23 protein-coding genes and 1 other RNA gene are annotated in these 23601 nt (G+C 73.2%); 11 read left to right on the top strand and 13 right to left on the bottom strand.

What is annotated here, in order from left to right:
* Positions 1-3 precede the first annotated feature (3 nt).
* The 5 genes from DEJ51_RS09800 to DEJ51_RS09780 form a co-directional block, all read right to left on the bottom strand.
* Complete coding sequence (locus DEJ51_RS09800; RefSeq protein ID WP_150257254.1) at positions 4-711, bottom strand: DNA alkylation repair protein; 708 nt, start codon at positions 709-711, stop codon at positions 4-6.
* Between the two features lie 87 nt (positions 712-798).
* Positions 799-1665: a hypothetical protein gene (locus DEJ51_RS09795; RefSeq protein WP_150257253.1), complete on the bottom strand. Its 867-nt coding sequence runs from the start codon at positions 1663-1665 to the stop codon at positions 799-801.
* An 86-nt stretch (positions 1666-1751) separates the two neighbouring features.
* Complete coding sequence (locus DEJ51_RS09790; protein WP_150257252.1) at positions 1752-2129, bottom strand: peptidase inhibitor family I36 protein; 378 nt, start codon at positions 2127-2129, stop codon at positions 1752-1754.
* Between the two features lie 206 nt (positions 2130-2335).
* Positions 2336-2959, bottom strand: coding sequence for a histidine phosphatase family protein (locus DEJ51_RS09785; protein WP_150257251.1), 624 nt, complete (start codon positions 2957-2959; stop codon positions 2336-2338).
* An 87-nt stretch (positions 2960-3046) separates the two neighbouring features.
* The gene (locus tag DEJ51_RS09780; protein WP_223835739.1) at positions 3047-4102 is read right to left on the bottom strand and encodes a tetratricopeptide repeat protein; all 1056 of its coding nucleotides are present in this window, start codon (positions 4100-4102) and stop codon (positions 3047-3049) included.
* A 186-nt stretch (positions 4103-4288) separates the two neighbouring features.
* Between DEJ51_RS09780 and DEJ51_RS09775 the strand changes: the two genes are divergently transcribed.
* From DEJ51_RS09775 to DEJ51_RS09765, 3 genes are all read left to right on the top strand, one after another.
* On the top strand, positions 4289-6421 hold the full coding sequence (locus DEJ51_RS09775; protein ID WP_150257249.1) for an acyl-CoA dehydrogenase: 2133 nt from the start codon (positions 4289-4291) through the stop codon (positions 6419-6421).
* Positions 6422-6436: 15 nt separating this feature from the next.
* Positions 6437-7624, top strand: a complete 1188-nt coding sequence (locus tag DEJ51_RS09770; RefSeq protein WP_150257248.1) for a lipid-transfer protein — start codon at positions 6437-6439, stop codon at positions 7622-7624.
* A gap of 156 nt (positions 7625-7780) precedes the next feature.
* A complete protein-coding gene (locus tag DEJ51_RS09765; RefSeq protein WP_150257247.1) occupies positions 7781-8296 on the top strand; it encodes a YcxB family protein in 516 nt (171 codons plus the stop codon).
* Between the two features lie 35 nt (positions 8297-8331).
* Here the strand turns inward: DEJ51_RS09765 and DEJ51_RS09760 are convergent, their stop codons facing one another.
* From DEJ51_RS09760 to DEJ51_RS09750, 3 genes are all read right to left on the bottom strand, one after another.
* A complete protein-coding gene (locus DEJ51_RS09760) occupies positions 8332-8601 on the bottom strand; it encodes a hypothetical protein (protein WP_150257246.1) in 270 nt (89 codons plus the stop codon).
* Positions 8588-9151, bottom strand: a complete 564-nt coding sequence (locus tag DEJ51_RS09755; protein WP_150257245.1) for an RNA polymerase sigma factor — start codon at positions 9149-9151, stop codon at positions 8588-8590. Before DEJ51_RS09755 ends, DEJ51_RS09760 begins: the two co-directional genes overlap by 14 nt.
* A 197-nt stretch (positions 9152-9348) precedes the next feature.
* Complete coding sequence (locus tag DEJ51_RS09750) at positions 9349-9702, bottom strand: DNA-binding response regulator (protein WP_223836153.1); 354 nt, start codon at positions 9700-9702, stop codon at positions 9349-9351.
* 253 nt (positions 9703-9955) lie between these two features.
* Here DEJ51_RS09750 and DEJ51_RS09745 point away from each other — a divergent pair, with 253 nt between their 5' ends.
* The 3 genes from DEJ51_RS09745 to DEJ51_RS09735 are packed head-to-tail and all read left to right on the top strand — an operon-like array spanning position 9956 to position 12908.
* Positions 9956-10810 carry a MaoC/PaaZ C-terminal domain-containing protein gene (locus DEJ51_RS09745; protein ID WP_150257243.1) on the top strand — a complete coding sequence of 285 codons (855 nt, stop codon included), beginning with the start codon at positions 9956-9958 and terminating at the stop codon, positions 10808-10810.
* 46 nt (positions 10811-10856) lie between these two features.
* Entirely contained in the window at positions 10857-11933 is a 1077-nt protein-coding gene (locus tag DEJ51_RS09740) for a Zn-dependent alcohol dehydrogenase (RefSeq protein WP_150257242.1), read from the top strand.
* A gap of 33 nt (positions 11934-11966) precedes the next feature.
* Entirely contained in the window at positions 11967-12908 is a 942-nt protein-coding gene (locus DEJ51_RS09735; protein ID WP_150257241.1) for a 3-oxoacyl-ACP reductase, read from the top strand.
* 60 nt (positions 12909-12968) lie between these two features.
* On the opposite strand, the gene DEJ51_RS09730 is transcribed toward DEJ51_RS09735, so the two are convergent.
* On the bottom strand, positions 12969-14045 hold the full coding sequence (locus tag DEJ51_RS09730; protein WP_150257240.1) for a hypothetical protein: 1077 nt from the start codon (positions 14043-14045) through the stop codon (positions 12969-12971).
* A 584-nt stretch (positions 14046-14629) separates the two neighbouring features.
* On the opposite strand from DEJ51_RS09730, the gene DEJ51_RS09725 reads away from it, so the two are divergent.
* The 3 genes from DEJ51_RS09725 to DEJ51_RS09715 are packed head-to-tail and all read left to right on the top strand — an operon-like array spanning position 14630 to position 17558.
* Entirely contained in the window at positions 14630-15490 is an 861-nt protein-coding gene (locus DEJ51_RS09725; protein WP_150257239.1) for a Nif3-like dinuclear metal center hexameric protein, read from the top strand.
* A complete protein-coding gene (locus DEJ51_RS09720; RefSeq protein WP_190620892.1) occupies positions 15487-16230 on the top strand; it encodes a zinc ribbon domain-containing protein in 744 nt (247 codons plus the stop codon). The genes DEJ51_RS09725 and DEJ51_RS09720 overlap by 4 nt, the downstream gene beginning before the upstream one ends.
* Positions 16230-17558, top strand: coding sequence for a bifunctional RNase H/acid phosphatase (locus DEJ51_RS09715; protein ID WP_150257238.1), 1329 nt, complete (start codon positions 16230-16232; stop codon positions 17556-17558). The genes DEJ51_RS09720 and DEJ51_RS09715 overlap by 1 nt, the downstream gene beginning before the upstream one ends.
* A gap of 79 nt (positions 17559-17637) precedes the next feature.
* On the opposite strand, the gene DEJ51_RS09710 is transcribed toward DEJ51_RS09715, so the two are convergent.
* Positions 17638-17985 carry a hypothetical protein gene (locus DEJ51_RS09710; protein WP_150257237.1) on the bottom strand — a complete coding sequence of 116 codons (348 nt, stop codon included), beginning with the start codon at positions 17983-17985 and terminating at the stop codon, positions 17638-17640.
* 159 nt (positions 17986-18144) lie between these two features.
* An RNA gene (gene rnpB / locus DEJ51_RS09705) (RNase P RNA component class A) lies at positions 18145-18546 on the bottom strand.
* A gap of 77 nt (positions 18547-18623) precedes the next feature.
* On the opposite strand from rnpB, the gene DEJ51_RS09700 reads away from it, so the two are divergent.
* A complete protein-coding gene (locus tag DEJ51_RS09700) occupies positions 18624-19358 on the top strand; it encodes a MerR family transcriptional regulator (protein WP_150257236.1) in 735 nt (244 codons plus the stop codon).
* A complete protein-coding gene (locus tag DEJ51_RS09695) occupies positions 19355-20191 on the top strand; it encodes a hypothetical protein (protein ID WP_150257235.1) in 837 nt (278 codons plus the stop codon). The genes DEJ51_RS09700 and DEJ51_RS09695 overlap by 4 nt, the downstream gene beginning before the upstream one ends.
* A 6-nt stretch (positions 20192-20197) precedes the next feature.
* On the opposite strand, the gene DEJ51_RS09690 is transcribed toward DEJ51_RS09695, so the two are convergent.
* Both DEJ51_RS09690 and DEJ51_RS09685 read right to left on the bottom strand, forming a co-directional pair.
* Entirely contained in the window at positions 20198-21640 is a 1443-nt protein-coding gene (locus DEJ51_RS09690; RefSeq protein WP_150257234.1) for an RNB domain-containing ribonuclease, read from the bottom strand.
* 114 nt (positions 21641-21754) lie between these two features.
* A complete protein-coding gene (locus DEJ51_RS09685; RefSeq protein WP_223835738.1) occupies positions 21755-23584 on the bottom strand; it encodes a peptidoglycan-binding protein in 1830 nt (609 codons plus the stop codon).
* Between the last annotated feature and the right edge of the window lie 17 nt (positions 23585-23601).

The following is a 23601-nucleotide window of genomic DNA, read 5'->3' as shown; positions in this document are numbered from 1 at the left end:
CCGCTACTTCTCCTGCTGTCGCCGGACCATCTCGCCGATCCAGGCGGGGGCGAACGGCGAGGTGCAGTTCGCAGGGGTCGGGTAGTCCTTGAGGACCTCCAGGCGTTCGCCGATGCCGATCGCGCGGGCCCGGTGCTCGGGGTGCTCGATGCCGATCTGGGCGAGGCAGTGGTTCATGGCCCACTGCAGGCGCTCAGGGGCGTCCTTCATCTCCGCCTCGATGGCATCGAGCAGTCCCGGGAGGTCGAGGCCGTCGGGCTTCTTCGCGACCCGTTCGGTGGTCAGCGCCCAGCCGGCGCTCGCGACCACCGGATCGGAATCCGCGAACCAGGCGAGGCGCAGCTCCTCGCAGTGCGGGCTCTTCTTCACCACGTAGTTCACGAGCCAGTCGTGCACCTTGGGGGTGCGGGCCTCGCGCAGCATGGTGTCCAGCTCGGCGCGCTCGAAGGCCTTCGGGCGGCAGATCAGCAGCGCCAGGAGCCTGGCCGCGGTGTCACCGGTCCGCCAGAGTCCGCGTGCGAGGTCCTGCTGCGTCTTGAGCCGCTTGGCGACCGCGCGCAGCTTGGTGAGGTTCACGCCGTGGTCGTCACCGTGCCGCTCGTTGACCTCGCGCATCCGCGGGTCCTCCAGCGCGGCCAGCTCGGCCATGACCTCCTCCACGGCCGCCGCGGTCGTCCCGGCTGCCCCCTCGGTCCCGGTCGTCCCGGCCATCTCGGCCTCCTGCCCGTCATGGATGAGTTCCGGCCAGTTTATGGCCGGCGGGGATACGGCTGCGTCCGGGCGGATACGTGAGGGCCTTCACGGTCCCGTTGCCGCCTTCGCCGCCGACATGGTTTTCTGTTTGGCGGCCAGCGGACCCGTCAGGGCGTTCGCATTCGATTCGATCAGAAAACGCTGGTATTCGCTTTCGGCGTCGGACCACACGCCGATCAGGTTCACCTTCTGCTTGCACAGCACGTCGGCGAGCGCCACTTCCTTCTCGTGGCTTCCGGGAGTCGCGGCGCTGAATTCCTTGTCGTTGATCGCGGCGAGGGGGTCGGCGTAGGAGTGCCCGGATTCCTTCATGCACGACGACCACTCCGCGGTGGCTTTCACCACCATGGGTGCCTTCTGCGACTTCACGTAGCTTTCCATGTTCAGCTTCTGGGGAAAGTTCAGGGCGTCCTGCAGTTCGGCCTCGTGAAGTTCCCGCTGCGCCTCTCCCGCGCATCCGCCTTGCGGGACGGGGACGCCATTGTGTGTCGTCACGTCACCCGTGACGAGCGGCATGACCGCCGTTGGATAGTCTTCCGCCCGTTTGTCCGTGTCGGGCACGTGATATCCGTGTTCCTTCGCGAGCTCCGCGTCGGCCAGGCCGTAGCGCCGCTCGTTCGTTTCGATATCGGCGCTTCCCTGTGCTTTGGGTGTGTATGGGGCGCCCAAGGCGGTAAGGCACCGCTGCATGAGGGAATCGCGCCCGCGGGCGAGCGTGCCCGCGTCGGCGGTCGTCAGCAGGTAGTCGTCCAGTGGCAGCTTGAGGGTCTTGCTGTCGGCGAGCCGGTGCGCTGCCGTCGGACCTGGGGTTTCGGCGGGGGCGGCGGGGCCGGCCGAGCAGGCGGACAGGAGCGGGAGCAGGAGCACCGCCATGCCGGCGCAGGCTCTGGAGGAAGGGGTGGTCAGGTTCACGGAATTCCTCTACAGGTGCAAGGAAGGGTGTTCCGCAGCCGCGACGGGCGGTTGCGGAACACCCTTCCCGGTCCAGGTGGCGATGCTCAGCAGATCAGGTCCCGGACGGAAGCGTTGTTGTTGTACGTGTTCACGAGGTTCCGGGACGTGTGAGCCTGGACGGTGTCGTACGGGCCGGCGTAGTACGAGTTGTAGTAGACCCGGTAGCAGTAATTCGAGGCGTTCTGCGTCGAAGCGGCGTTGTTCTTCACCGGCTCGCCCTCACCATTGGCCCAGGTGGTGAATATCTCCCCGGCGAGGTTGGGTACGTCGCCGTCCGTGAACCAGCGGGCGCCGCCCTGGTTGGAGTTGTAGTAGAGGCAGAAGAAGCCGGTGTTGCATGCGTATGCACTGGCCGGAGTGGCCATTCCGAGCGTCACGGCGGCTGAGGCGACCAGGAGTGCCAGGGTCCGCTTCATGCGCATGATTCATCCCCCTACGTAGTGGTGTTCGGCCGACGCCAAATCGGGCACCACGAAAGGGAGTTGCTTCCCGAAAGCGGCACGCTCGGACCCGGGCCGGCCCGTGTCCACGCCGACTATAGTGAACGCTCCATCGGTACTCAACAGCCCCTAATTGCAACCGAGTTGTGGGGAGATGCGTTCGGCGGACCCGCCAACTGCGTTTGCACTCAGATGTGCAACTCGGGCGGGAAGCCCGTCCAGCGCAGTTCGTCCGGCAGATGCCGCATGTCGTTGGAGAAGAGGACGCAGGCGGGCCGACCGGGCGCGTACCGGATGACCGTCAGGGCGGCGTTGGCATGGTTGAGGCCGAGCCAGCGCCACTTCGGCGCGTGCATGGCCTCCCGTACGAGCCAGGCGATCAGGAAGTTGTGGGTGACGACCAGTTCGTGGCGGTCGTCCGGGCCGTCCACCGGCCCGGTGAACAGGTCCATCGCCCGGCGGGCCAGCCCGGGGCCGTTCTCCCGTTCCTCGGCGCTCGCGCCGGCAAGGAAGTCGAGGTAGTAGTCGGCCGACTCCGCCGGGAGTTCCTCTCTGTCCGGCAGGTGGGGGACGTAGTCTCCGGCGGCTTCCGAGAGGTGTAGGGGGATGCCGGTCAGCTGGTCGCCGATCAGGCGTGCCGTCTGCTGTGCCCGGGGCAGCGGGCCGTGGTGGACGGCCGTGAGGGGGACGTCCCGCAGACGGCGGCCGAGCAGTACGGCCTGTCGGCGGCCGGTCTCGGTGAGCCCGCTCTCATCCGGCGACGCCTCGCCGTGCCGTGCGAGATAGAGGTATCGGGTGGCCGTGCCGGTCATTTCGGGACCCCTTCGAACCGGTGAGCGATCTTGTTCACTGGGTGGACGCCGCCCCTTCCGGCACCGGTTCCCCGCCCCGGGGCGTCGTCACGGACCCGTCCGACCCGCCCGCCGCCGCTCCGCGAGCCGCTCCAGCGACCATGTCGTCCACGGGTGTCCGGGGCCGAGCACCCGCGCCCGCGAAGCGGACACCAGCTCCGCCTGCGCCACTGCCTCCTCGTGCAGCCCCAGTTCGCCGAGGGTTCGGCTCAGCAACGCGCGGGCGGCGAGTGTCCTGGGGTGGTCGGGTCCGAGGACGTGCTCGAAGGCCGCGACCACGCCTTGGACGAGGGGCAGGGCTCGGCGCTGATCATGGCCGGCGACCAGGGCGAAGCCGTGGGTGAGCTCGGCGATCAGGGTGATCTGGTGCGCGGGCCCGAGCGTCTCGCGGCAGTCCTTCAGCAGCTCAGGTCCGGTGACCGGGTCCGGCTCGGGGCCGATCGTGAACTCCAGCAGGTAGGCCCGTGCGATGAGCGTGGACGGATGGACGGGGCCCAGCGCGGCGGTCCGGCCGTCGACGGCCCGGCGTGACAGCGCCACCGCCTCCGCCTTCTGGTCAACGGCCCAGAAGAGTACGGGGGCCAGCCCCACGCAGCTTTCGAGTGTTTCGACGGCGTCCGCGCCGAACGCGGCGGTGGCGTCCGCGAGGGCTCGGCGGTGTGCCGCCTCCGCTTCCTCGTACCTTCCGAGGCGGTAGAGGGCCCGTCCGGCCCGTTGGCGGATCGCGATCAAAGCGGGATGGCCGGGGTCCGGCAGCCGCGTCCCGCACGCCAGCGCGTCCTGTGCCAGCGACAGCGCGGTCGCGTGGTCGCCGGCCCGGTGCAGCCCCACGACGAGCCGCAGTGCGCAGTCCAGTACGCGCGCCACGGTCGTCGAACCGGTCCCGGCCCGTCGGGTCGTCCGGCGCAGCAGCGCCCGGGTGTGCGGGACGAGCGGAGAGAGCGGCGGGTCCTCGCGCACCCATGGATGTGACACGTCGGGCAAGGCCCGGCCGAGCAGCTCGGCGGCAGAGCCGATCGGTGCATCACCGTGATCTGCGTGGCCGCCGCCCGGCCGGCGCTCCCGGCCGGCGCGCTCCGCCCGGTCCTCGGTCGATTCGCTCACGATGTCCCCTCTGTCGCGCCGTCACTTCGGAGCAACGGTGGACGGTGGCCAAGTGCTCTGCAACATAAAGGCGTTGCTCTGACCGGCTGGCCGCATGCGGGTTCTCGGGGCGCGCTCGGCCGGGTGAGCCGATCCGACGTCCATCTGACCTTCCGTCAGATTGGAACGTGTTCTAGTCTGCCGCGCATGGGCATCGGAATCACACAGGAGCAGCGCGAGCTGGCCGAGGCGGTGCGCGGCTGGGTCGCGCGGGCCGTGCCTCCCGAGGAAGTCCGCAAGCTGCTCGACACCCCGCCGCAGACCGGGTCGCGGCCCGCCTACTGGGACGCGCTGACCGCGCAGGGGCTGCTCGACCCGCACCTGGACGGCGGCACCCTGCTCGACCTGGCCGTCGTCGTCGAGGAGACCGCCCGGGCCGCACTGCCCGGGGCGTACCTGCCGAGCGCGCTGGCCTCCGTACTGCTGGAGCGGGCCGGCGCCGAGCCGCTCGCCGGCCGGGTCGGGGCCGTCGCGCTCGGGCCCGGGACACTGACCGCCGTCGCCGTCGAGGGCGGAGGCCATCTGCTCGACGGAGTCGCCCCGCCCGTCCTCGGCGCAGGCGAGGCCGACCTGGTGCTGCTCGCCGCCGAAGCCGCGCACGGCACCCGCTGGTTCGCCGTGGACGCCGCCGCGCTGGACATCCGTACGCACGACAGCGCCGACCCGACCCGCCCGACCGCCGAGGTGCGGGCGCGGGGGGTCGCCGTCGACCCGGACCGGCTGCTGGCGCTGGACGCGGCCCTGGTCCGCGACCTGGCCTGCACGCTCTTCGCCGCCGACGCCTGCGGCACCGCCGCCTGGGCGCTGCACACGGCCGCAGGGTACGCGAAGGTGCGCGAGCAGTTCGGGCGCCCCATCGGGCAGTTCCAGGGCGTCAAGCACCTGTGCGCCGACATGCTGGTCCGGCTGGAACAGGCCCGGGCGCTCGCCTGGGACGCCGCGCAGGCCATGGACGAGCCCGCCGACGTGCGCTCGCTGGTGGCCGCCCTGGCCGCAGGGACCGCCCTCGACGCCGCCTACACCTGCGCCAAGGACTGCATCCAGATCCTCGGCGGGATCGGCTTCACCTGGGAGCACGACGCCCACGTCTACCTGCGGCGGGCACTGGTCGCCCGCCAGCTGCTGGGGCCCGGCGACGGGCACCGGGTCCGGGCCGTGCGGTGCGCGGCGGGCGGTGCGCGGCGCGAGCTGCGCCTGGAACTCCCGGCGGAGGCCGAGACGTACCGCGCGAAGGCCCGTACCGCCGTCGCGGACGCGCGCGGGCTGGACCCGGCCGCCGCCCGCCGGATCCTGGCCCCCACCGGCTACGCAGCCCCCTACCTGCCGCCCCCGTACGGGCTCGGCGCGGGACCCGTCGAGCAGCTCGTCGTCCAGCAGGAGCTGGCCGCGGCCGGTGTGAAGGTCTCCGACCTCGGGATCGCCACCTGGGTGGTGCCCTCGCTGCTCGCCTACGGGACGCCCGCCCAGCGGGAGACCTACCTCCTGCCGACCCTGCGCGGCGACGTCACCTGGTGCCAGCTCTTCTCGGAGCCGGGCGCGGGCTCCGACCTGGCCTCGCTGCGGACCCGGGCGGAGCGGCGGGAGGACGGCTCCTGGAGGGTGAACGGCCAGAAGGTGTGGACGAGTTCCGCGCACAGCGCCGACTTCGGGATCCTGCTGGCCCGCACCGACCCGGCCGCGCCCAAGCACAAGGGGCTCGGCTACTTCGTCGTCGACATGAAGAACACCCCCGGGATCGACGTGCGGCCGCTCAAGGAGATCACCGGCGAGGCCCTCTTCAACGAGGTGTACTTCGACGACGTGGACCTCCCGGCGGACGCGCTGGTCGGAGCGGCCGACGGCGGCTGGCAGGTGGCCCGCAACACCCTCGGCAACGAACGTGTCCACATGGCCGACCAGATGACCTTCGACACCGGTCTGGAGGCGCTCCTCGCGCGCGCCGCCGACCTCGACGGCGCCTACCGGGCCCGGATCGGCGCGCTCGCCGCCGAGGCGCACGCGCTGGCCTGCATCGGGCTGCGCACCACGCTCCAGCAGGTGTCGGGGCTGGAGCCGGGCGCGGGCGCGTCCGTGCGCAAGCTCGTCCAGACCCCGCACCAGCAGCGGACCGCCGAGCTCGCGCTCGAACTGCTGGGACCGGCGGGCGCGGTGCGGGAGGGGGCGGGGGAGCGGGCGGTGCACGGGATGCTCATGTCCCGCTGCCTGACCATCGCCGGGGGCACCACACAGGTCCAGCTCAACGTCGTCGCCGAGCGGATTCTCGGCCTCCCGAGGGACTGAAGGGACACCAGGGGCATGAAGTCGTACATCGTGGGCGTCGGCATGACGAGGTTCGAGAAGCCGGAGTCGCGGGACTGGCAGTACTGGGACATGGCGAAGGAGGCCGGGACGGCGGCGCTCGCGGACGCGGGCGTCGACTACGGGCTGGTCGAGCAGGTCCCGGTGGGCTACTGCTTCCAGGCCTCCACCGCCGGCCAGCGGGCGGCGTACGAGCTGGGGCTCTCCGGGGTGCCGGTCTACAACGTCAACAACAACTGCGCGACGGGTTCGACGGCGCTGATGATGGCCCGGCAGTTCGTGCAGGGCGGGATCAGCGACTGCGTGCTGGCGCTCGGCTTCGAGAAGATGAAGCGCGGCGCGCTGGGCGGTGGCGCGGACGGAGGCGACTTCAAGACCTCACCGGTGGCCCGGCACTACGGGATCATGGCCGCGGGTCACGGCTTCGAGATGTCGCCGCCCACGGCGCAGATCTTCGGCAACGCGGCGCGGGAGCACATGGAGCGGTACGGGACCACGCCCGCGCAGCTCGCGGCCGTCGGCGCGAAGAACCACCGGCACTCGGCGAACAACCCGAACGCGCAGTTCCAGGACGTGTACTCGGTGGAGGAGATCCTGGCGGCGAAGGAGATCCACGCGCCGCTGACCAAGCTCCAGTGCTCGCCGACCTCGGACGGCGCGGCGGCGGCCCTGGTGGTGTCCGAGCGGTTCGTGGTCCGCCACGGGCTGCACGGCAAGGCGGTGGAGATCGTCGGCCAGTCGATGACGACGGACACCGAGGCCTCCTTCGCCTCGGGCTCGTGCATCGACGTGGTCGGCAAGCCGATGACGGCGGCGGCGGCCCGGCAGGCGTACGAGGCTTCGGGGCTCGGCATCGAGGACGTGGACGTGGTGGAGCTGCACGACTGCTTCTCCGTCAACGAGCTGCTGACGTACGAGGCGCTGGGCATGTGCGAGGACGGCGCCGCCGGGAAACTGGTGGAGTCGGGCGCGACGACGTACGGCGGGCGGTGGGTGGTGAACCCCTCCGGCGGGCTGATCTCGAAGGGTCATCCGCTGGGGGCGACGGGACTCGCCCAGGCCGCGGAGCTGGTCTGGCAGTTGCGCGGCGAGGCCGGTCCGCGGCAGGTCGCGGGGGCGCGGGTCGGGCTGGCCCACAACATCGGGCTGGGCGGCGCGGCGGTCGTCACCCTGCTGCGGCGGTAGCCGCCGTGAAGCCGCCCTCGGGCAGGGGGGGCGGAGCGCCGGCGCCGTGCCGGGCGCCGCACCGCGGTGAACCGTGCCGGTCACCGCACCGGGCCGTCTCTTCCGGACCTTGCCCGGCCGACAAGATCCGGAAGAGACAGCCTAAGCTCCGCTTCCGTGAACGAGATGCGTGAATCCTCCTTCAGTGCGACCGGCAGCCTGACCAGGGACGAATACGACGAGGCCGCCAAGGCGGCGGGGCTGTTCCGGCGCGGCCGGGCGGTGGCCGCCCTCACCACGGTGCTCCTCACCGCGGCGAGTGTGACGCTGTCCTCGGAAGGGCTCACCGTGCACCCCGTCCCCCTCGGGATCGCGGTGGTGTACGGCCTCGTCGTGCTGCTGCTCCTGCCGCGGTGGTTGGTGGGCCGGGGCTTCCGCAGCGGCAGGGCCGCCCAGGAGAAGCGGGTCGTGGTGGACGGCACGGGCGTCGAGGTGTTCCGCGGCGGGGAGTCGCAGCGGATCGTGTGGGACGAGATGCGCTACTACCACGAGACGCCCCGGCTGCACGTGTTCGTGGGCCGCTCGCGCCGCCGTACGTGTCTCGTGGCGGTGCCCAAGCGGCTGTTCACGGCCCCGGGCGAGAGCGAGCTCCTCGCCGCCTTCGGACACGAGCGGGCCGGCGACGGCTCGTAGCGGCCCCGGCCCGCACCGGTCCCACCCGGCCGGGATCAGCGCGGTGCCGCCTTCAGCTCGCAGCGGCCGTTCGTGCACTCCCGTTGCAGCCGGCCCCGGGAGAGCGTCTGGGCCAGTCCGATCGCCCAGCACATCGGGCACCCGCGCAGGGCCACCAGGCCGAGCGGTGCGAGGAGCAGGGTGGCCGGTCCGTAGAACGGGAGGAGGGCGAAGGCGCCGATCAGGGCGCCGAGGCCGACCGCGCCGCGGAACAGGTGCCGAGGCAGGGAGGAGCTCGCGAAGTCGGGGCCGTCAGTGATCTTCATCGTTGCCTCCGGGAGCCGGGTACAGGGTGTGCCGCACGGCCGCACGCGCCCGGTGGAGCCGGGATTTCATCGCGGCCGTGCCGATGCCGAGTGCGTCCGCCACCATCCGGCCGCTGTAGCCCTGGACGTCCCGCATGATCAGCACCCGCCGCTGGTCGGCGGGGAGGGCGGCGATCGCCCGCGCCACCCGCGCGGCCTCCAGGCGTTCCAGTACCTCGTCCTCGGCCGACACGACGGCTTCGCCGCCGTCCGGCAGCGCAGCGGCGCGCTCGCGCGGCACCAGCCGGGCCCGGCGCAGGCACTCGTTGCGGACGATCCGGAACATCCACGAGGCCAGGGCGCCGGAAGCGCGCAGCATGCCGATCTTCCGGTAGAGGATGATCAGCGCTTCCTGGGCGGCGTCCTCGGCGTCCTCGGGGGAGGCGCACAGAGAGTACGCGAACCTCCGCACGTTCGGGTGCGATCCGGAGACCAGCGCGGTGACCGCGTCGAGGTCCCCGCCCTGCGCGGCGAGGATCAGCGGCTCGGCGGGCCAGGTCGACTCAGCCACGGGAGCGGCTCCGCCGGCGCGCCACGAGAACGGTGCACGTGCAGAGCAGGAGCAGTACGACGGCGCCGACGGCGACAGCAGTGATCACGACAACCTCCAGGTCAGTGCCGATCTCGTCGTCGGCACACGCATAAGAGGCGCGGGCGCCGCGAAAGGATTCACCGGGACTCACCGGGATCTTCGCGGATCCACCGGGTTCACCCCAGGGCGGGGTCCACCACCGTCTCGCCCGTCGAGGCGCGCCGGACGCAGTCGGCCAGGTCCCCGACCGGGCCGTCCCGCAGCACCAGCCCCACCGCGCCCGCGGCGAGCGCGGCCTCCGCGAGGCCGGGGTGCGCCGAGCCCGTCAGGACGAGCACCCGGCACTCCGGGTCGTCGGCCAGCAGGGCGGTCACGGCCCCGAGCTCCTCCACCAGGGCCACCGCGGGCCGGGCCATGGGGTCCCGGACGATCTCGATGTCCGGCTGGAGGCCGAGCTGGAGCGCCAGGGCCGGATTGGGCGGCTCCAGCAGGACGCGCAGGGCGCGCACCTCACGGTGGTCAACAGGCATTTCTTCCACGCGGGCAGGGTATTGCCCCGACCCCCGGCGGGCATGCAACACGCCCTGTGCGCAGTGGATCTGACGTGAAGTCAAGAGTCTTCCCAAGTGTGGGGGCGTGCGTTATACATTCCCTCACCGGCCGGGCCTAGAACGCGTTCTAGAACTGGCCGCCGCATGCGACCTCGGTGCGGCCGACGGTGCGGACGGCCGCGCCGAGGTCTTCCACGGCCCCGGTTCTCCAACGACAGGGAGCAGCATCCCCATGCCGATCGATGCCGCCAAGGCCCTCGCCGCCGACCCCCGCCACGGGGACATCGGCTGGGACCACAAGGACATCCAGCTCTACCACCTCGGCCTCGGCGCGGGCCGGCCGGCCACCGACCCGGACGAGCTGCGCTACACCCTCGAATCCAAGCTGCACGTCCTGCCCAGCTTCGCCACCGTCGCCGGCGCCGGGATGGCCATGATGGGCGGCCTCGCCGCCCCCGGGATCGAGATCAACCTCGCCAACGTCCTGCACGGCGGCCAGTCCATCGAGCTGCACCGGCCCATCCCCGTCAAGGGCCGGGCCACCTCGACCGCCAGGGTCGCGGCCCTCTACGACAAGGGCAAGGCCGCCGTCGTCGTACTGCGCACCGAGGTCGCCGACGCCGACGGGCCCCTGTGGACGAGCGACGCGCAGATCTTCGTACGGGGCGAGGGCGGGTTCGGCGGCGAGCGCGGCCCCTCCGTCAGGGAGGAACTGCCCGAGCGCGCTCCGGACCGCGTCGAGGAACGGCACATCCGTGAGGACCAGGCGCTCCTCTACCGCCTGTCCGGGGACTGGAACCCGCTGCACGCCGACCCCGAGTTCGCCAAGACCGCCGGCTTCGACCAGCCGATCCTGCACGGCCTGTGCTCGTACGGGATGACCCTCAAGGCCGTCGTCGACACGGCGCTGGGCGGGGACGTCTCCCGGGTCAGGGCGTACCGCACGCGCTTCGCCGGGATCGTCTTCCCGGGCGAGACGCTGCGCATCCGGATGTGGCAGGAGCCCGGCCGGGTCCTGGTGTCGGTGACCGCCGCGGAACGGGACGACGCGCCGGTCCTCGCCGACACCGTCGTCGAACACGCGTAGCCACGAGGACGAGAACAAGACCGTACGAGACCCAAGGAGCCGCACCGTGCGCGCAGCACTGCAGAGCGAGATCGGCCAGGACAAGCTAGAGGTCGTCGACGACATGGAGGCAGTCGGCCTCGGCCCCGGCAAGGTGAAGATCCGGATCAAGGCCACCGGTCTGTGCCACTCGGACCTGTCCGCGATGAGCGGCGTCCTGCCGCAGCCCGCCCCCTTCGTCCCGGGCCACGAGGGCTCCGGCGTGATCTCCGACGTGGGCGACGGGGTGACCACCCTCAAGCAGGGCGACCGGGTTCTCGTCTGCTGGCTGCCGCCGTGCGGCCACTGCCCGTCCTGCAAGCGCGGCCAGGGCCACCTGTGCCTGGCGAGCCTCGTCAACGCGGGCACCCCCAACTTCCGCCGCGCGGGGGGCGACATCTTCGGCTTCGCCGCCACCGGCACCTTCGCCGAGGAGCTCGTGGTCGACGCCGCCTGCGCCGTCCCGATCCCCGACGACGTGCCCTTCGACATCGCGGCCCTCATCGGCTGCGGTGTCACCACCGGCCTCGGTGCCGCCATCAACACCGCCAAGGTGGAAGCCGGATCCTCGGTGGCCGTCATCGGCTGCGGCGGTGTCGGCATCTCCGTCATCCAGGGCGCCAAGGTCCAGGGCGCGGCCCAGATCATCGCCGTCGACCCGGTGGAGTCCCGGCGCGAGGCGGCCCTGCGGTTCGGGGCCACCGAAGCGGTGGGACCGGAGGCCCTCGACGACGCCAAGAACCGGATCACCGGCGGGGAGGGCTTCGACTACGTCTTCGAGGTCGTCGGCAAGTCCGCCACCGCCCAGACCGCCTACAAGACGACCCGCCGCGGCGGCAGCGTGGTGATCGTCGGGGCGGGCGCGCTGGACGACAACTTCCAGATCGACATGTTCTCGCTGTTCTTCGACGAGAAGAAGATCCTGCCGTCGATGTACGGCGGTGGGGACGTGCTCCGCTCCTACGAGCGCACCATCGCGCTGTGGCGGGCCGGCCGGGTGGACCTGGCGGGCCTGATCACGCACCGGGTGCAGCTCGCCGAGATCAACGACGCGCTCGACCAGATGCGCACGGGTGTCGCCCTGCGCACCTGCATCGAACTCTGACCCGCTCCCAGACCTGCGAGAGGAACGCTACGGATGTCACTCCCACTTGAGGGGCTCTCCGCCATCGTCACGGGTGCGGGCCGCGGGCTCGGCCGGGCCGAGGCGATCGAGCTCGCGCGGCTCGGCGCGGGCGTGGTCGTCAACGACTTCGGCCAGAGCGGCCGGGACGGCTCCGGGGAGGCCTCGGCCGCCCCGGCGGAGGAGGTCGCCGCGGAGATCCGCGCCGCGGGCGGCCGGGCGGTGGCGCACCTGGGCGACGTGGCCGACTTCGGGCAGGCGCGGGAACTGGTCGAGCTGGCCGTGTCCAGCTTCGGGAAGCTGGACATCCTGGTCAACAACGCGGGCATCCTGCGCGACCGGATGGTCTTCTCGATGTCGGAGGACGAGTGGGACTCGGTGATCCGGGTCCACCTCAAGGGCCACTTCAACACCACCCACTTCGCGTCCGTGCACTGGCGCGAGCGCGCGAAGGCGGCGGGCGGCCCGGTCTACGGCCGGATCGTCAACACCTCCTCCGAGGCCTTCCTCGGCGGCTCGGCCGGCCAGCCGAACTACGCGGCGGCCAAGGGCGGCATCGTGGGTCTGACCACCTCGACCGCGCTGGCGCTCGCGAAGTACGGGGTGACGGCCAACGCCATCTGCCCGCGCGCCCGTACCCGTATGACCGAGGACGTCTTCGCCGGCTTCCAGGTCCCGGAGGAGGGCAAGCTGGACGCCCTCGCACCCGAGCACGTCGCGCCGCTCGTCGGGTACCTGGCCTCGCCCGCTTCCGCCAAGGCCAACGGCCAGCTGTTCGTCGTGCACGGCGGCATCGTCGTCGTCATGGAGCGCCCGAAGGTGGCCGCCAAGTTCGACACCGCCAAGGAGTCCTTCTCCTACGAGGAGCTCGACGGGCTCCTGACCCCGCACTACGAGGCCCGCCCGGCGAACGAGACGTTCGCCGCGACGGAGGTACTGGGCCTCAAGCACGACTAGCAGGCCCGGGTAGCAGGCCCGGCCGGCCCGGCCCGGCCGCAGGAGGCGAGCGCCCCCGCCCTATCGCCCGGCCAGCGGTGCCTGCTGGAGGGGGACCGGGCGGGGGGTGCTCGGCGCGGGCGGATCCACGACCACCGGCGGGGGCGGGGTGGCCGGCAGGTTCAGCCCGAGGATCCCGCAGGGCGCCTCGGGCGTCGCGCACGGGAGGTGCAGGCGGCCCTGCGCGCTCCACAGGCCGGTCCCGCCGAGCCAGCCCTCCGGGGCGGCCAGCCGGAAGACGTGCCGGTCGGCGGGACGCCACAGGCCGATGTCGCCCTCGGGCAGCCGCAGGGCCACCCCGCAGGTCTCCGGCATCAGGGCCTGGCCGGGCTGGACCGCGAACGGGTGGGCGCCCCCCAGGCGGGCCAGGCACTCCGGGAACCGGAGGGGCAGGGAGCTGCCCAGCACCCCCCACCCCAGGCGCGGTGCGCCGGGTGCGTCGGAGCGGATCAGCAGCAGCCCGCTGTCCGGGTCGGCCAGCAGCAGCCGGTCGTCGCTGTCCTCGGTGATCTGCAGCAGCGGGGACACCTCGCCGCGCCCCAGGTCCACGGCGACGGCCTTGGTGGTGCCCTCCAGCTCGCGGTCCAGCGCCAGCAGCCGCCCCGCCCGGTCGAGCCAGACGCCGCCCGAGCACCGCCCCGGGATCCGGGCGACGGGGCGCGGCCCCGACGGGCCCCCGGCCACCTGCCAGACCGTGCTCACGGTGTCCTCCGCGGCCAGGGCGAAGGCGCCGTATCCGTCCGGGCCCGGCGGGAGCAGGCGGACCTGTACGCCGTCCCGCACCTCCACTCCGCCCAGCTGGAGCTCCCCGGTGCGCGGCCCGGTTTCGGCCCCGGTCGGGTAGAGCAGTGCGAAGGCGTGCCGCTCCGCCACCCGCCGGTGGATCAGTACCCGCCCGTCGGCCAGCGGCAGCACCTCGCTGTCCGCCTCCTCGGGCTGTGCGAGCGGCAGCGGCACCGCGTAGGGCTCGGGCCCGGCGAGGGTCCAGCGCTCCGCGTAGAGCGCGTCGCCCTCCCCGGCGAGCCGGGCGGCGTACGACCCGTCCGCGGCGATGCCGAACGCGGCCGTGGTCGTCGTCTCGATGGCACAGACAGTCATCCGTGGTCACCTCCGGAGGGGAAGCTAGTTTTCGGGCATCCTGGCGAACAACACCACCAACACCGCTTCACACATACGGGTGTCCGGTCGGCGATTCGCGCGTGGTGGACGAGGCGACTGTGCTGTGCGGTGTCGCCTGCGGCGAGCTACCCGGAAGCGCACCCGCCGCGGCCGGACCGCGGCACCGGACCGCTCCGAGCGAGCCGCCGGCCCGCGGGGCCGGGCTTCCGGCGCGCGGCACCGGCCCTTCCCCTGCGAGCCGCGGGCCCGCCGCGCCATGCGGCGGTGGCCCGAGGCCCGGATGCGTGCGGCGTGCGGCGTCCGGCACCCGGCGTGCGGAGCGGCACGGTGCAGGCCGGCCGGCGGCCGCGCCGCGGGCCGGCCCCTGCCCTGGGCCGCAGGGCCCGCCCCCACCTCCGTGGCGCGGCTGCGTCCCCGTCCCAGGCGGCGGGTCCGCCCCCTGACGTCTACCGCCGGATACCGGGTGCCGGGAACCTGGCGGTTTGTCCGGGCCGGGCGCCGGTGGGCCCGGTCGGCGGGGCTGGCCTGGCCGGGACGGTCGCCCCGGACGGTAGCCTTGGCCCGTGCCCCGTCTCTCTGAAGTCATCGCCGCGCTGGACGCTCTCTGGCCCCCCTCGCGGGCCGAGCAGTGGGACGCCGTCGGAACCGTCTGCGGCGACCCGGACGCCGAGGTCACCCGGGTCCTGTTCGCCGTGGACCCCGTCCAGGAGATCGCCGACGAGGCGGTGAAGCTGGGCGCCGACCTGATCATCACCCACCACCCCCTCTATCTCCGGGGGACCACCACCGTCGAGGCCGGCACCTTCAAGGGCCGGGTCGTGCACACGTTGATCAAGAACGACATCGCGCTGCACGTCGCCCACACCAACGCCGACACCGCCGATCCGGGAGTCTCGGACGCCCTCGCCGGCGCCCTCGACCTGCGGATCGTCGGCCCGCTGGTGCCCGACCCGAGCGACCCGGAGGGCCGCCGCGGCCTCGGCCGGATCTGCGAACTGGACCACCCCGAGACCCTCCGCGAGTTCGCCGCCCGCGCCGCGGCCTGGCTCCCGCCGACCGCGCAGGGCATCCGCGTGGCCGGCGACCCGGACCAGCCGGTCCGCCGGGTCGCCGTCAGCGGCGGCTCCGGCGACAGCCTCTTCGAGCAGGTCCGCGCCGCCGGTGTGGACGTCTTCCTGACCGCCGACCTGCGCCACCACCCCGTGTCCGAGGCCCGCGAGACGAGCCGCCCGCTCGCCCTCGTCGACGCCGCCCACTGGGCCACCGAGTGGCCCTGGTGCGAGCAGGCCGCCGCGCAGCTCGACGCGATCTCCGAGCGCCACGGCTGGGGTCTGCGGACCCACGTCTCGCGCACGGTCACCGACCCTTGGACGGCCCACGCGCCGTCCGTCACACCCCCTTCTATCTCTGGAGCCCCCAACTGAACGCCGAGCCCGCCGACCAGATCCGACTTCTCGACGTCCAGGCGCTGGACGTCCGGCTGTCTCAGCTCGCCCACAAGCGCAAGTCGCTGCCCGAGCACGCCGAGCTCGACTCGCTCACCAAGGACCTGGCGCAGCAGCGCGACCTGCTCGTCGCCGCCCAGACCCAGGCGAGCGACACCGCGCGCGAGCAGACCAAGGCGGAGCAGGACGTGGACCAGGTGCGCCAGCGCGCCGCCCGCGACCAGCAGCGGCTCGACTCGGGCGTGGGCATCTCGGCCCGGGACCTGGCGAACCTGCAGAGCGAGGTCGTCTCCCTCGCCAAGCGCCAGGGCGACCTGGAGGACGTGGTCCTGGAGGTCATGGAGCGCCTGGAGGGTGCGCAGGAGCGCGTCGCCGGGCTGACCGAGCGCGTCTCGGCTCTGGAGGCCAAGGCCGCGGACGCCACCGCGCGCCGTGACGCGGCGACCTCCGAGATCGACACCGAGGTCGCGAAGGTCACCAAGGACCGCGAGGTCGTCGTCACGTCCATGCCGGCCGACCTGATGGCGCTGTACGAGAAGATCCGCGTCAAGCAGGGCGGGGTCGGCGCCGCGCGCCTCTACCAGCGCCGCTGCGAGGGCTGCCGGCTGGAGCTCGACATGGCCGAGGTCAACGAGATCAAGGCCGCGGCCCGCGACCAGGTCGTCCGTCACGAGAACTGCGGCCGCATCCTGGTCCGTATGGCCGACTCGGGCATCTGATGGGCGGGCCCGTCGGGTTGGTCGTGGAGGCGGACGGCGGGTCCCGGGGCAACCCGGGGCCGGCCGGCTACGGCGCGGTGGTGCTCGACCCGGCCACGGGCGAGACGCTGGCCGAGCGGGCCGAGTACATCGGCATCGCGACGAACAACGTGGCCGAGTACAAGGGCCTGATCGCCGGGCTCGCGGCGGCCCGTGAGCTCGCCTCCGACGCGCAGGTCCTGGTCCGGATGGACTCGAAGCTGGTCGTCGAGCAGATGTCGGGCCGCTGGAAGATCAAGCACCCGGACATGAAGCCGCTCGCGGCCGAGGCCGCGCGGATCCTGCCGCGCGCCCAGGTGACGTACGAGTGGATCCCGCGCGAGCAGAACAAGCACGCGGACCGGCTCGCGAACGAGGCGATGGACGCGGGCAAGCGCGGCAAGCAGTGGGAGCCCTCGGCGTCCACGGCCGCCCTCGACCACGGTGCGGCGCGCGCCCTGGCCACCCCGCCGGCGCCGACGGGCCCGCCGGGGGACGCGGCGAAGGGGGCGGCGGCCGTCCGAGCGGCCCTGGGCGCGGCGTCCGCCACCACGGGCATGGCCTCCCAGGAGGCCGCCGACTCGCTGTTCGCCGACGCCGAGGCACTGGCGGAGGCGATCGAGCCCTGCCTGGACGCCGACGCCCCGGCGGTCGCCGCGGGCAGCCACGGCTGGGGCCCGGACATGGGTGCGCCGGCCACCTTCGTGCTGCTGCGGCACGGCGAGACCGCGCTCACCCCGCAGAAGCGCTTCTCCGGCAGTGGCGGCAGCGACCCCGAACTGTCCCCGGCCGGCCGCAGGCAGGCCGCCGCCGTGGCCGAGGCGCTCGCCGCCCGCGGCACCATCCAGACGGTCGTCAGCTCCCCGCTGCGCCGCTGCCGGGAGACCGCCCAGACGGTCGCGGACCGCCTCGGCCTCACCGTGACGGTCGAAGAGGGCCTGCGCGAGGTGGACTTCGGGGCGTGGGAGGGCCTGACCTTCGCCGAGGTGCAGCAGCGCTTCCCGGACGACATGCAGGCCTGGCTGGACTCCCCGAAGGCGGCGCCCACGGGCGGCGGCGAGAGCTTCATGTCCGCCACCCGCCGGATCTCGGCGACCCGCGACCGCCTGCTGTCCGCCCACGCGGGCCGCACGGTCCTGCTGGTCACCCATGTGACCCCGGTCAAGATCCTGGTCCGCCTGGCCCTGGGCGCCCCGCCGGAATCCCTGTTCCGCATGGAACTGTCGGCGGCCTCCCTCTCCGCGGTGGCCTACTACGCGGACGGCAACGCCTCGGTCCGCCTCCTGAACGACACCGCGCACCTGCGGTAGCCCCGCGCCGGGAAGGCCCCCGCCGGCGGCAGCCCGTCGGCGGGGGCGGATCGTCATCGCTCCTGCGCCCGTCTCCCCGTCAGGGCGCGGACTTGAAGGGGCCGAGGACCTCCAAGGCCCGGCCGAGGGCCCGGCCGAGGTTGTGCGCCTCGGCCCGGGCGGACTGGACGGCGCCGCGCGCCTGCCCCGCGTACGGGCGGGGCGGTGCCCCGGCCGGTGCGGCCCAGTCGACGGCGGCCCGCCGCCCGATGTGGACCTCCAGATGGTTCAACGCGTCTTCGAGATGGCGGGCGAGTTCGCGGAGGTTTCCGGTCACGGCAGCGATTTCGGCGGGGTTCGCGTAGGCATTGCGGGGGTCGGCGGTCGCTTCGGCGAGTTCGCGTATGCACGCGGCGGCCGTGGCCGCGCGGGCAGGGTGATCCGTCATGGTGGTGAGAGTGCCGCATCGGCCGGACCGCCGGAAGGCACGGCGCACCGACTGCCGGGATCCGGTGCCGGAGCCGCCGCCCGCCGATGGGCCCAGGGCCGGGTGCCCGCCGAGCGGGGTCGGGGCGGGGGCCGCTTCCCCGAACGGGAGTGGAAGCGGCAGACGAGTCGGCCTGTACGCCGGGTTCTGTCGCCCGGTGACCTCGCGGTCGCCGGGGAGACGGCCATCCATCTAGGACCGGTGTTGCCACCGGCCTCGTGCGGTCTACCCGCGAACTCGGGCGGGCAGCCCTCAAGCGTTCGCGCAGACCCGTCCGGAGACGGATCCTCTTGACCTTGCTCCAGGTGGGGTTTACCTAGCCGCCTGAGTCACCTCAGGCGCTGGTGGTCTCTTACACCACCGTTTCACCCTTACCGAGGGCCGAAGCCCCTGGCGGTCTGTTTTCTGTGGCACTGTCCCGCGGGTCACCCCGGGTGGGCGTTACCCACCACCCTGCCCTGTGGAGCCCGGACGTTCCTCGGCGGGATCCTGGGACCCCGACGCGGCCGCCCGGCCGGCTCGTCTGCCGTGGCGACCATGCTACCGGCTGTGCGGTCGCCGCTTGACCTTGCCGCAGCGGCAGGGTTTCTACTGGGGGCATGCGGATCGGAGAGATCGCCGCGGTCGTCGGGGTCACCACCCGCGCGATCCGGCACTACCACCATGTCGGGCTGCTCCCGGAACCGGAGCGGCGCCCGAACGGCTACCGGGCCTACAGCCTCCGCGACGCCGTCCTGCTGGCCCGCGTACGCCGGCTCACCGAGCTCGGGCTCGGCCTCGACGAGGTGCGGGACGTCCTCGCCGACGACGCCGGGCGCGAACTGGCCGAGGTCCTCACCGAACTCGACGCCGACCTCGCCCGGCAGGAGGCCGAGATCCGGGAACGCAGGCGCAGGCTCGCCGTGCTGCTCGAAGCCGGGCCGGGGGAGGCCGAGCCGCTCTCCCCGGGGCTCGCCGCACTGCTGGCGAAGGCGCCGCGGACCGACTCGCCGGCCGCCGCGAAGGACCGCGAACACCTGACCCTCCTCGACGCGACCGGCGCGGGCGGCCAGGAGGTGTACGCCGCGCTCGGGCCGCTGGCCGCCGATCCCGCCGTGCTCGCGCTGTACGTGCGCCTCGACGAGCTCGCCGGGGCACCCGTGGACGACCCGCGGATCACGCCCCTGGCGGCGGAGCTGGTGGCGGCCGTCCCCGACGAGGTGTTCGCCGCGATCCCCGCCGGCGGGGCGGTCGTTGCCGGGTTCAAGGAGGCGCTGCTCGCCGAGTACGCGCCCGCGCAGGCCGAAGTCGTCCGCCTCGTCATGGAGGCGTTCATCGAGAGGGGGCGGGGATGACCCGCATACGGGCGGCACGGATCGCCGTCGCCGCGGTGGTCCCGGCGGAGCTGGTGCTCGTGGTGTGCCTCGCTGCCGGGGTGCGCCTGCCCGGGTGGGCGCTCGCGGCCACCGAGGCGCTCCTCGTCGGCGTGCTGCTGCTGGAGGCCTGGGTGGTCCACGGCCTCTACGCCGCCGAACGCGCCCGCGGCGCGGGCCCCCGGGCCGCGGGGCGCGCGGCGGTCCGGGCGGTGGTCCCGGTGCAGGTGAGGCGGCTGGTGCTGCACGAGCTGCGCGCCACCGCCTCCCTCGGCCGGTGGGCCGTGCGCGGGAAGCACGGGGTGCGCCCCGGGGACCTCGCCGCCGCGTACACCGGACCGCAGACGGCCATGATGTACGGGATGCTCTTCGTGTCGGTGGTCGAGACGGTCGGACTGGCCGTGCTCATCCCCTGGCCGACGGTGCACCGGGTGGTGCTGGTGCTGGACGTGTACGGGATCCTGCTCGTCCTCGCCCTGCACGCCGCGTGCGTCACCCGGCCGCACGTGGTCCGCCCCGACGGGTCCCTGCGGATCCGCTACGGGGCCCTGTTCGACCTGGCCGTACCGGCGGACGCGGTGGCCTCGGCACGGGTGGACCGGCGCTACCCCGAGGGCCGGCTGGTCACCCTGTCCGAGGACGGGGTGCTCGACCTCGTCGTCGGCAGCCAGACCACCGTCACCCTGGAGCTGAACCGGCCGCTCCGCTTCACCCGGCCGCTCGGCGCCACGGGCGAGGCCCGGACCGTCCGCTTCCACGCCGACGACCCGCGCGCGCTGGTCACCGCCCTGCGCCGGCAGCCCGCCGCCTCCTAGAGCCGCTCAGACGGGCGAGAAGAGGATCTTCGAGGTGCCCGGGTCGGCCTCCGCCAGCCGGACCCGGATCCGTTCGCCCAGGGGCAGTCCGAGCGAGGCGGAGCGGACACGTCCGACCACTGCCGGGTCCTCCAGGTGGACCGTGCCCACCAGCGGCTCCCCGTCCTTGACGTCGATGACCGTGGCCTCGAAGGTCTCCCCGACCCGGTCCTTCAGCACGGCGGCCTCGACCAGGTCCACGGACTCCCGCTCCACCGTGTTCGCCAGCCGGCCGCCCTCCGCCATCTCCTCCGGGAGCGCGGGAAGGGCCGCCAGGACCCACGGCGGGGGTTCCGTTCCGGCCACCGCCGCCAGGCACAGCTCCCCGCCGTAACGGTCGACGAGCCGGCGCAGCGGCGCGGTGCAGTGCGTGTACGGGGCCGCCACCGCCGAATGGACGGCCGGGTCGGGGCTCTCGCCTCCGGTGAAGACCGTGTAGCCCGCGCCGCGCAGCAGGGCCGTGCACTCCTGGAGGAAGGCGGCGTGGGCGGGGCGGTGCGGGTCGAGGGAGCGCACGAGTTCGGCGTACGGCACGTGGTGCGGCCAGTCGATCCGCAGGGCCTTCGCCGTCCGCCGGAGCCTGCCGACCGCGCCGTCGGGGGCGCTGGGCAGCGTCCGCAGGATGCCCGTGCCGGTGGCCAGCATCAGATCGGCCGCGGCCATGCCGGTCATCAGGGAGATCTGCGCGTTCCAGCCGTCGGCGGGCAGCGGGGCGCGGTAGGCCAGGGAGTACGTGCCACCGCGCTCGACGACCTCCTGCTCGGGCACGTTGAGGGAGATGCCGCCGCGCGCCTCCTCCAGGGCCTCGCGGAGCCGTCCGACGTCCTTCAGGAGGGCGAGCGGCTCTTCCGCCGTCCCGGTGTCGACGGCCTTCTGGACGCCGTCGTAGTCGAGCCTGGCCCGGCTGCGGACCAGCGCGCGGCGGACGTCGACGGTCTCGACCCGGCCGTCGGGGTCGAGGTCGAAGCGCCACACCAGGGCCGGGCGGACCTGGTCGGGCAGCAGGCTGGCCGCGCCCTCCGAGAGGACGGGCGGGTGCAGCGGGACCTTCCCGTCGGGGAAGTAGAGGGTGGTCACGCGCCGGTGGGCCTCGGCGTCGAGGGCGCCGCCGGGGGTGACGAAGGCGGCGACGTCGGCGATGGCGTAGTGGACCCGGTAGCCGCCGCCGGAGCGCTTCGCCAGGTGCATGGCCTGGTCGAGGTCGACGGAGGCCGGCGGGTCGATCGTGAAGAAGGGGATGTCCGTACTGTCCAGGTCCGGGAGGCGGGGGTGCGCCGCCGCGTGCTCGGCCTCGGCGAGGACCGCCGCCGGGAAGTCCTCGGGCACCCCGAGCTTCGTCCGCAGTTCGCGCAGCGCGGCCCGCAGAGCAGCCCCGTCTGCGCCGGTCATGTGCATCTGACGGCGTGGCATGGACCGAGCCTATGGTCGGGCGGCCCGGACGGCGCGGCGAGCGGCGCGCCGGCATGCATGGAGCGGGCGGTGGTGCCCCCCGCGCACCACCCCCCGCCCGCATGCGGTCATGGGTTAGAACTGCCCCCGGTTCAGGGCGGTCTGGAGCGCCCGCACGGTGGCCGGACCCCAGGCGCCGTCCACGGCCAGACCGGCCCCGGTCATCTTGTTGAGGTGGGTCTGGAGCGCCTTGTACGTCGCGGGGCCCGCGGCCCCGTCCACCACCAGCCCCGCGTTGCTCCAGGTGTTCAGGTGGCGCTGGAGGCCCCGTACGGAGTTCGGACCCCACTGGCCGTCTGCGGTCACGCCGATGACCTTCTGCGTGGCGCGGATGGTGGCCGGACCCCACTGGCCGTCGACGGTGAGCATCGCGCCGTTGTCGAGGTAGCCGTTGTACGCGGCTTCGGTGGCGGGTCCCCACAGGCCGTCGGCGGCGCCCGCCCCGACCTTCTGCTGGAGCCAGCGCACGCCGGCGTCGGTCTTCGGACCCCAGATGCCGTCGGCCTCCAGCGCCGGGCTGTAGCCGAGCGCGTTGACGGCCTGCTGCTGCTCCTTGACCGAGCGCACGGAGGTCATACCCCCGCCGCCCGAGCCCGTGCCGGAGCCGGAGCCGCCCGTGTGAGCCGCGTACGCGGCTTCGGTGGCGGGTCCCCACAGGCCGTCGGCGGCGCCCGCCCCGACCTTCTGCTGGAGCCAGCGCACGCCGGCGTCGGTCTTCGGACCCCAGACGCCGTCGACCTCCAGCGCCGGGCTGTAGCCGAGCTGGTTGACGGCCGCCTGCTGCGCCGCGATCGTACGGACCAGGGTCATGCCGCCGCCGGTGCTGCCGGTGGAGTCGCCGCCGAGGTCACCCGTCCCGGTGTGGACCGGCAGGGTGGACGCGTTCATACCGCCCTGGACCCAGGCGCGCAGGCCGGGCCCCGGGCACTGCGTGGACTGGCCGGAGAGTCCGCCGTGCCACGTCATCGCCAGGGTTCGGCCGGTCCGGGAGTTCGCCTGGTTGTAGAGGGCGCGGATGGCCGACAGTGCGCGGGGGGTCGCGTCGCCGTCCTCTCCGATGAAGCAGACACCGATGTGGGTGGTGTTGTGTCCGGTCGCGTGCGCACCGGCCACGTCCCAGCCGCGGCCCTCGTAGATCCGCCCCTCGACGTCGACGAGGAAGTTGTAGCCGACGTCCGACCAGCCGTTGGAGTCCATGTGGTAGTTCTGGATCTGGCGGACCGTCTGGCTGGCCGGACCCGCGGAGTAGTGGACGGTGAATCCGGTGCGGCTGCCGGGATCGACGCGGGTCACCTCACGCGGCGGCCGGGCGCCCCACTGGCTGCGGGAGTAGAGGAACAGCGGCCGGGCGGGCTTGGGGGGAGTGGGATCCGGCTCACCGGGCGGCAGGACCGGGTAGAACCCCTGGATGTGCGGATAGAGGTTCCCGGGGCACTCGGTGTCGAAGACGTCCCGGTGACCGCGGATGAAGGGGCCCGCCGAGTGGTTCTCCCGCAGATGGGCGATCAGCTCGCGGATGGAGTCGAGCATGGCCCGCGAGGGCTGGTCCTCGCTCTCGATCAGGCCCATGACCGCGTAGTAGTCCTGGTTGGCGCCCACGGTCTGCGTGCCGTTCGCCTCCGACCGCACCTGGGTGCCGGTGCCCTCGAATATGCCGCCGTGCTGGCAGACGACGAAGCTGTACGGGATGTCGTTGTACTGCTCCTGGAGGAACGGCCAGGGGTACATCGCCGTCAGCTGCACGCTCCGCATCTGGCCGTAGCACTGGTCGTGCTCGTGCACGGGCCAGCTGCCGGCGCCGTGGTGATGGATGACCACGCCGCCCTGCCAGGGCTTCCAGGACAGCCTCTGCGGCTTGAAGGGGGACCTGGCTCCCCATTCGCTGCGACTGATGATGGTGACCACAACGTCCTCCGTGAACG

Origin of the sequence: Streptomyces venezuelae, from assembly GCF_008642275.1 — a bacterium.
Lineage (GTDB): Bacteria > Actinomycetota > Actinomycetes > Streptomycetales > Streptomycetaceae > Streptomyces > Streptomyces venezuelae_E.
This window is presented reverse-complemented; position numbering and strand designations above follow the sequence as displayed.

Excerpts from the sequence above, each read along its gene's own strand:
- DEJ51_RS09775 (WP_150257249.1), top strand. The coding sequence starts at position 4,289 with ATGGGCATCGGAATCACACAGGAGCAGCGCGAGCTGGCCGAGGCGGTG.
- DEJ51_RS09700 (WP_150257236.1), top strand. The coding sequence starts at position 18,624 with ATGCGGATCGGAGAGATCGCCGCGGTCGTCGGGGTCACCACCCGCGCG.
- DEJ51_RS09800 (WP_150257254.1), bottom strand. The coding sequence starts at position 711 with ATGGCCGGGACGACCGGGACCGAGGGGGCAGCCGGGACGACCGCGGCG.
- DEJ51_RS09690 (WP_150257234.1), bottom strand. The coding sequence starts at position 21,640 with ATGCCACGCCGTCAGATGCACATGACCGGCGCAGACGGGGCTGCTCTG.
- DEJ51_RS09695 (WP_150257235.1), top strand. The coding sequence starts at position 19,355 with ATGACCCGCATACGGGCGGCACGGATCGCCGTCGCCGCGGTGGTCCCG.
- DEJ51_RS09745 (WP_150257243.1), top strand. The coding sequence starts at position 9,956 with ATGCCGATCGATGCCGCCAAGGCCCTCGCCGCCGACCCCCGCCACGGG.
- DEJ51_RS09730 (WP_150257240.1), bottom strand. The coding sequence starts at position 14,045 with ATGACTGTCTGTGCCATCGAGACGACGACCACGGCCGCGTTCGGCATC.
- DEJ51_RS09760 (WP_150257246.1), bottom strand. The coding sequence starts at position 8,601 with ATGAAGATCACTGACGGCCCCGACTTCGCGAGCTCCTCCCTGCCTCGG.
- DEJ51_RS09710 (WP_150257237.1), bottom strand. The coding sequence starts at position 17,985 with ATGACGGATCACCCTGCCCGCGCGGCCACGGCCGCCGCGTGCATACGC.
- DEJ51_RS09770 (WP_150257248.1), top strand. The coding sequence starts at position 6,437 with ATGAAGTCGTACATCGTGGGCGTCGGCATGACGAGGTTCGAGAAGCCG.
- DEJ51_RS09790 (WP_150257252.1), bottom strand. The coding sequence starts at position 2,129 with ATGCGCATGAAGCGGACCCTGGCACTCCTGGTCGCCTCAGCCGCCGTG.
- DEJ51_RS09715 (WP_150257238.1), top strand. The coding sequence starts at position 16,230 with ATGGGCGGGCCCGTCGGGTTGGTCGTGGAGGCGGACGGCGGGTCCCGG.
- DEJ51_RS09785 (WP_150257251.1), bottom strand. The coding sequence starts at position 2,959 with ATGACCGGCACGGCCACCCGATACCTCTATCTCGCACGGCACGGCGAG.
- DEJ51_RS09750 (WP_223836153.1), bottom strand. The coding sequence starts at position 9,702 with ATGCCTGTTGACCACCGTGAGGTGCGCGCCCTGCGCGTCCTGCTGGAG.
- DEJ51_RS09735 (WP_150257241.1), top strand. The coding sequence starts at position 11,967 with ATGTCACTCCCACTTGAGGGGCTCTCCGCCATCGTCACGGGTGCGGGC.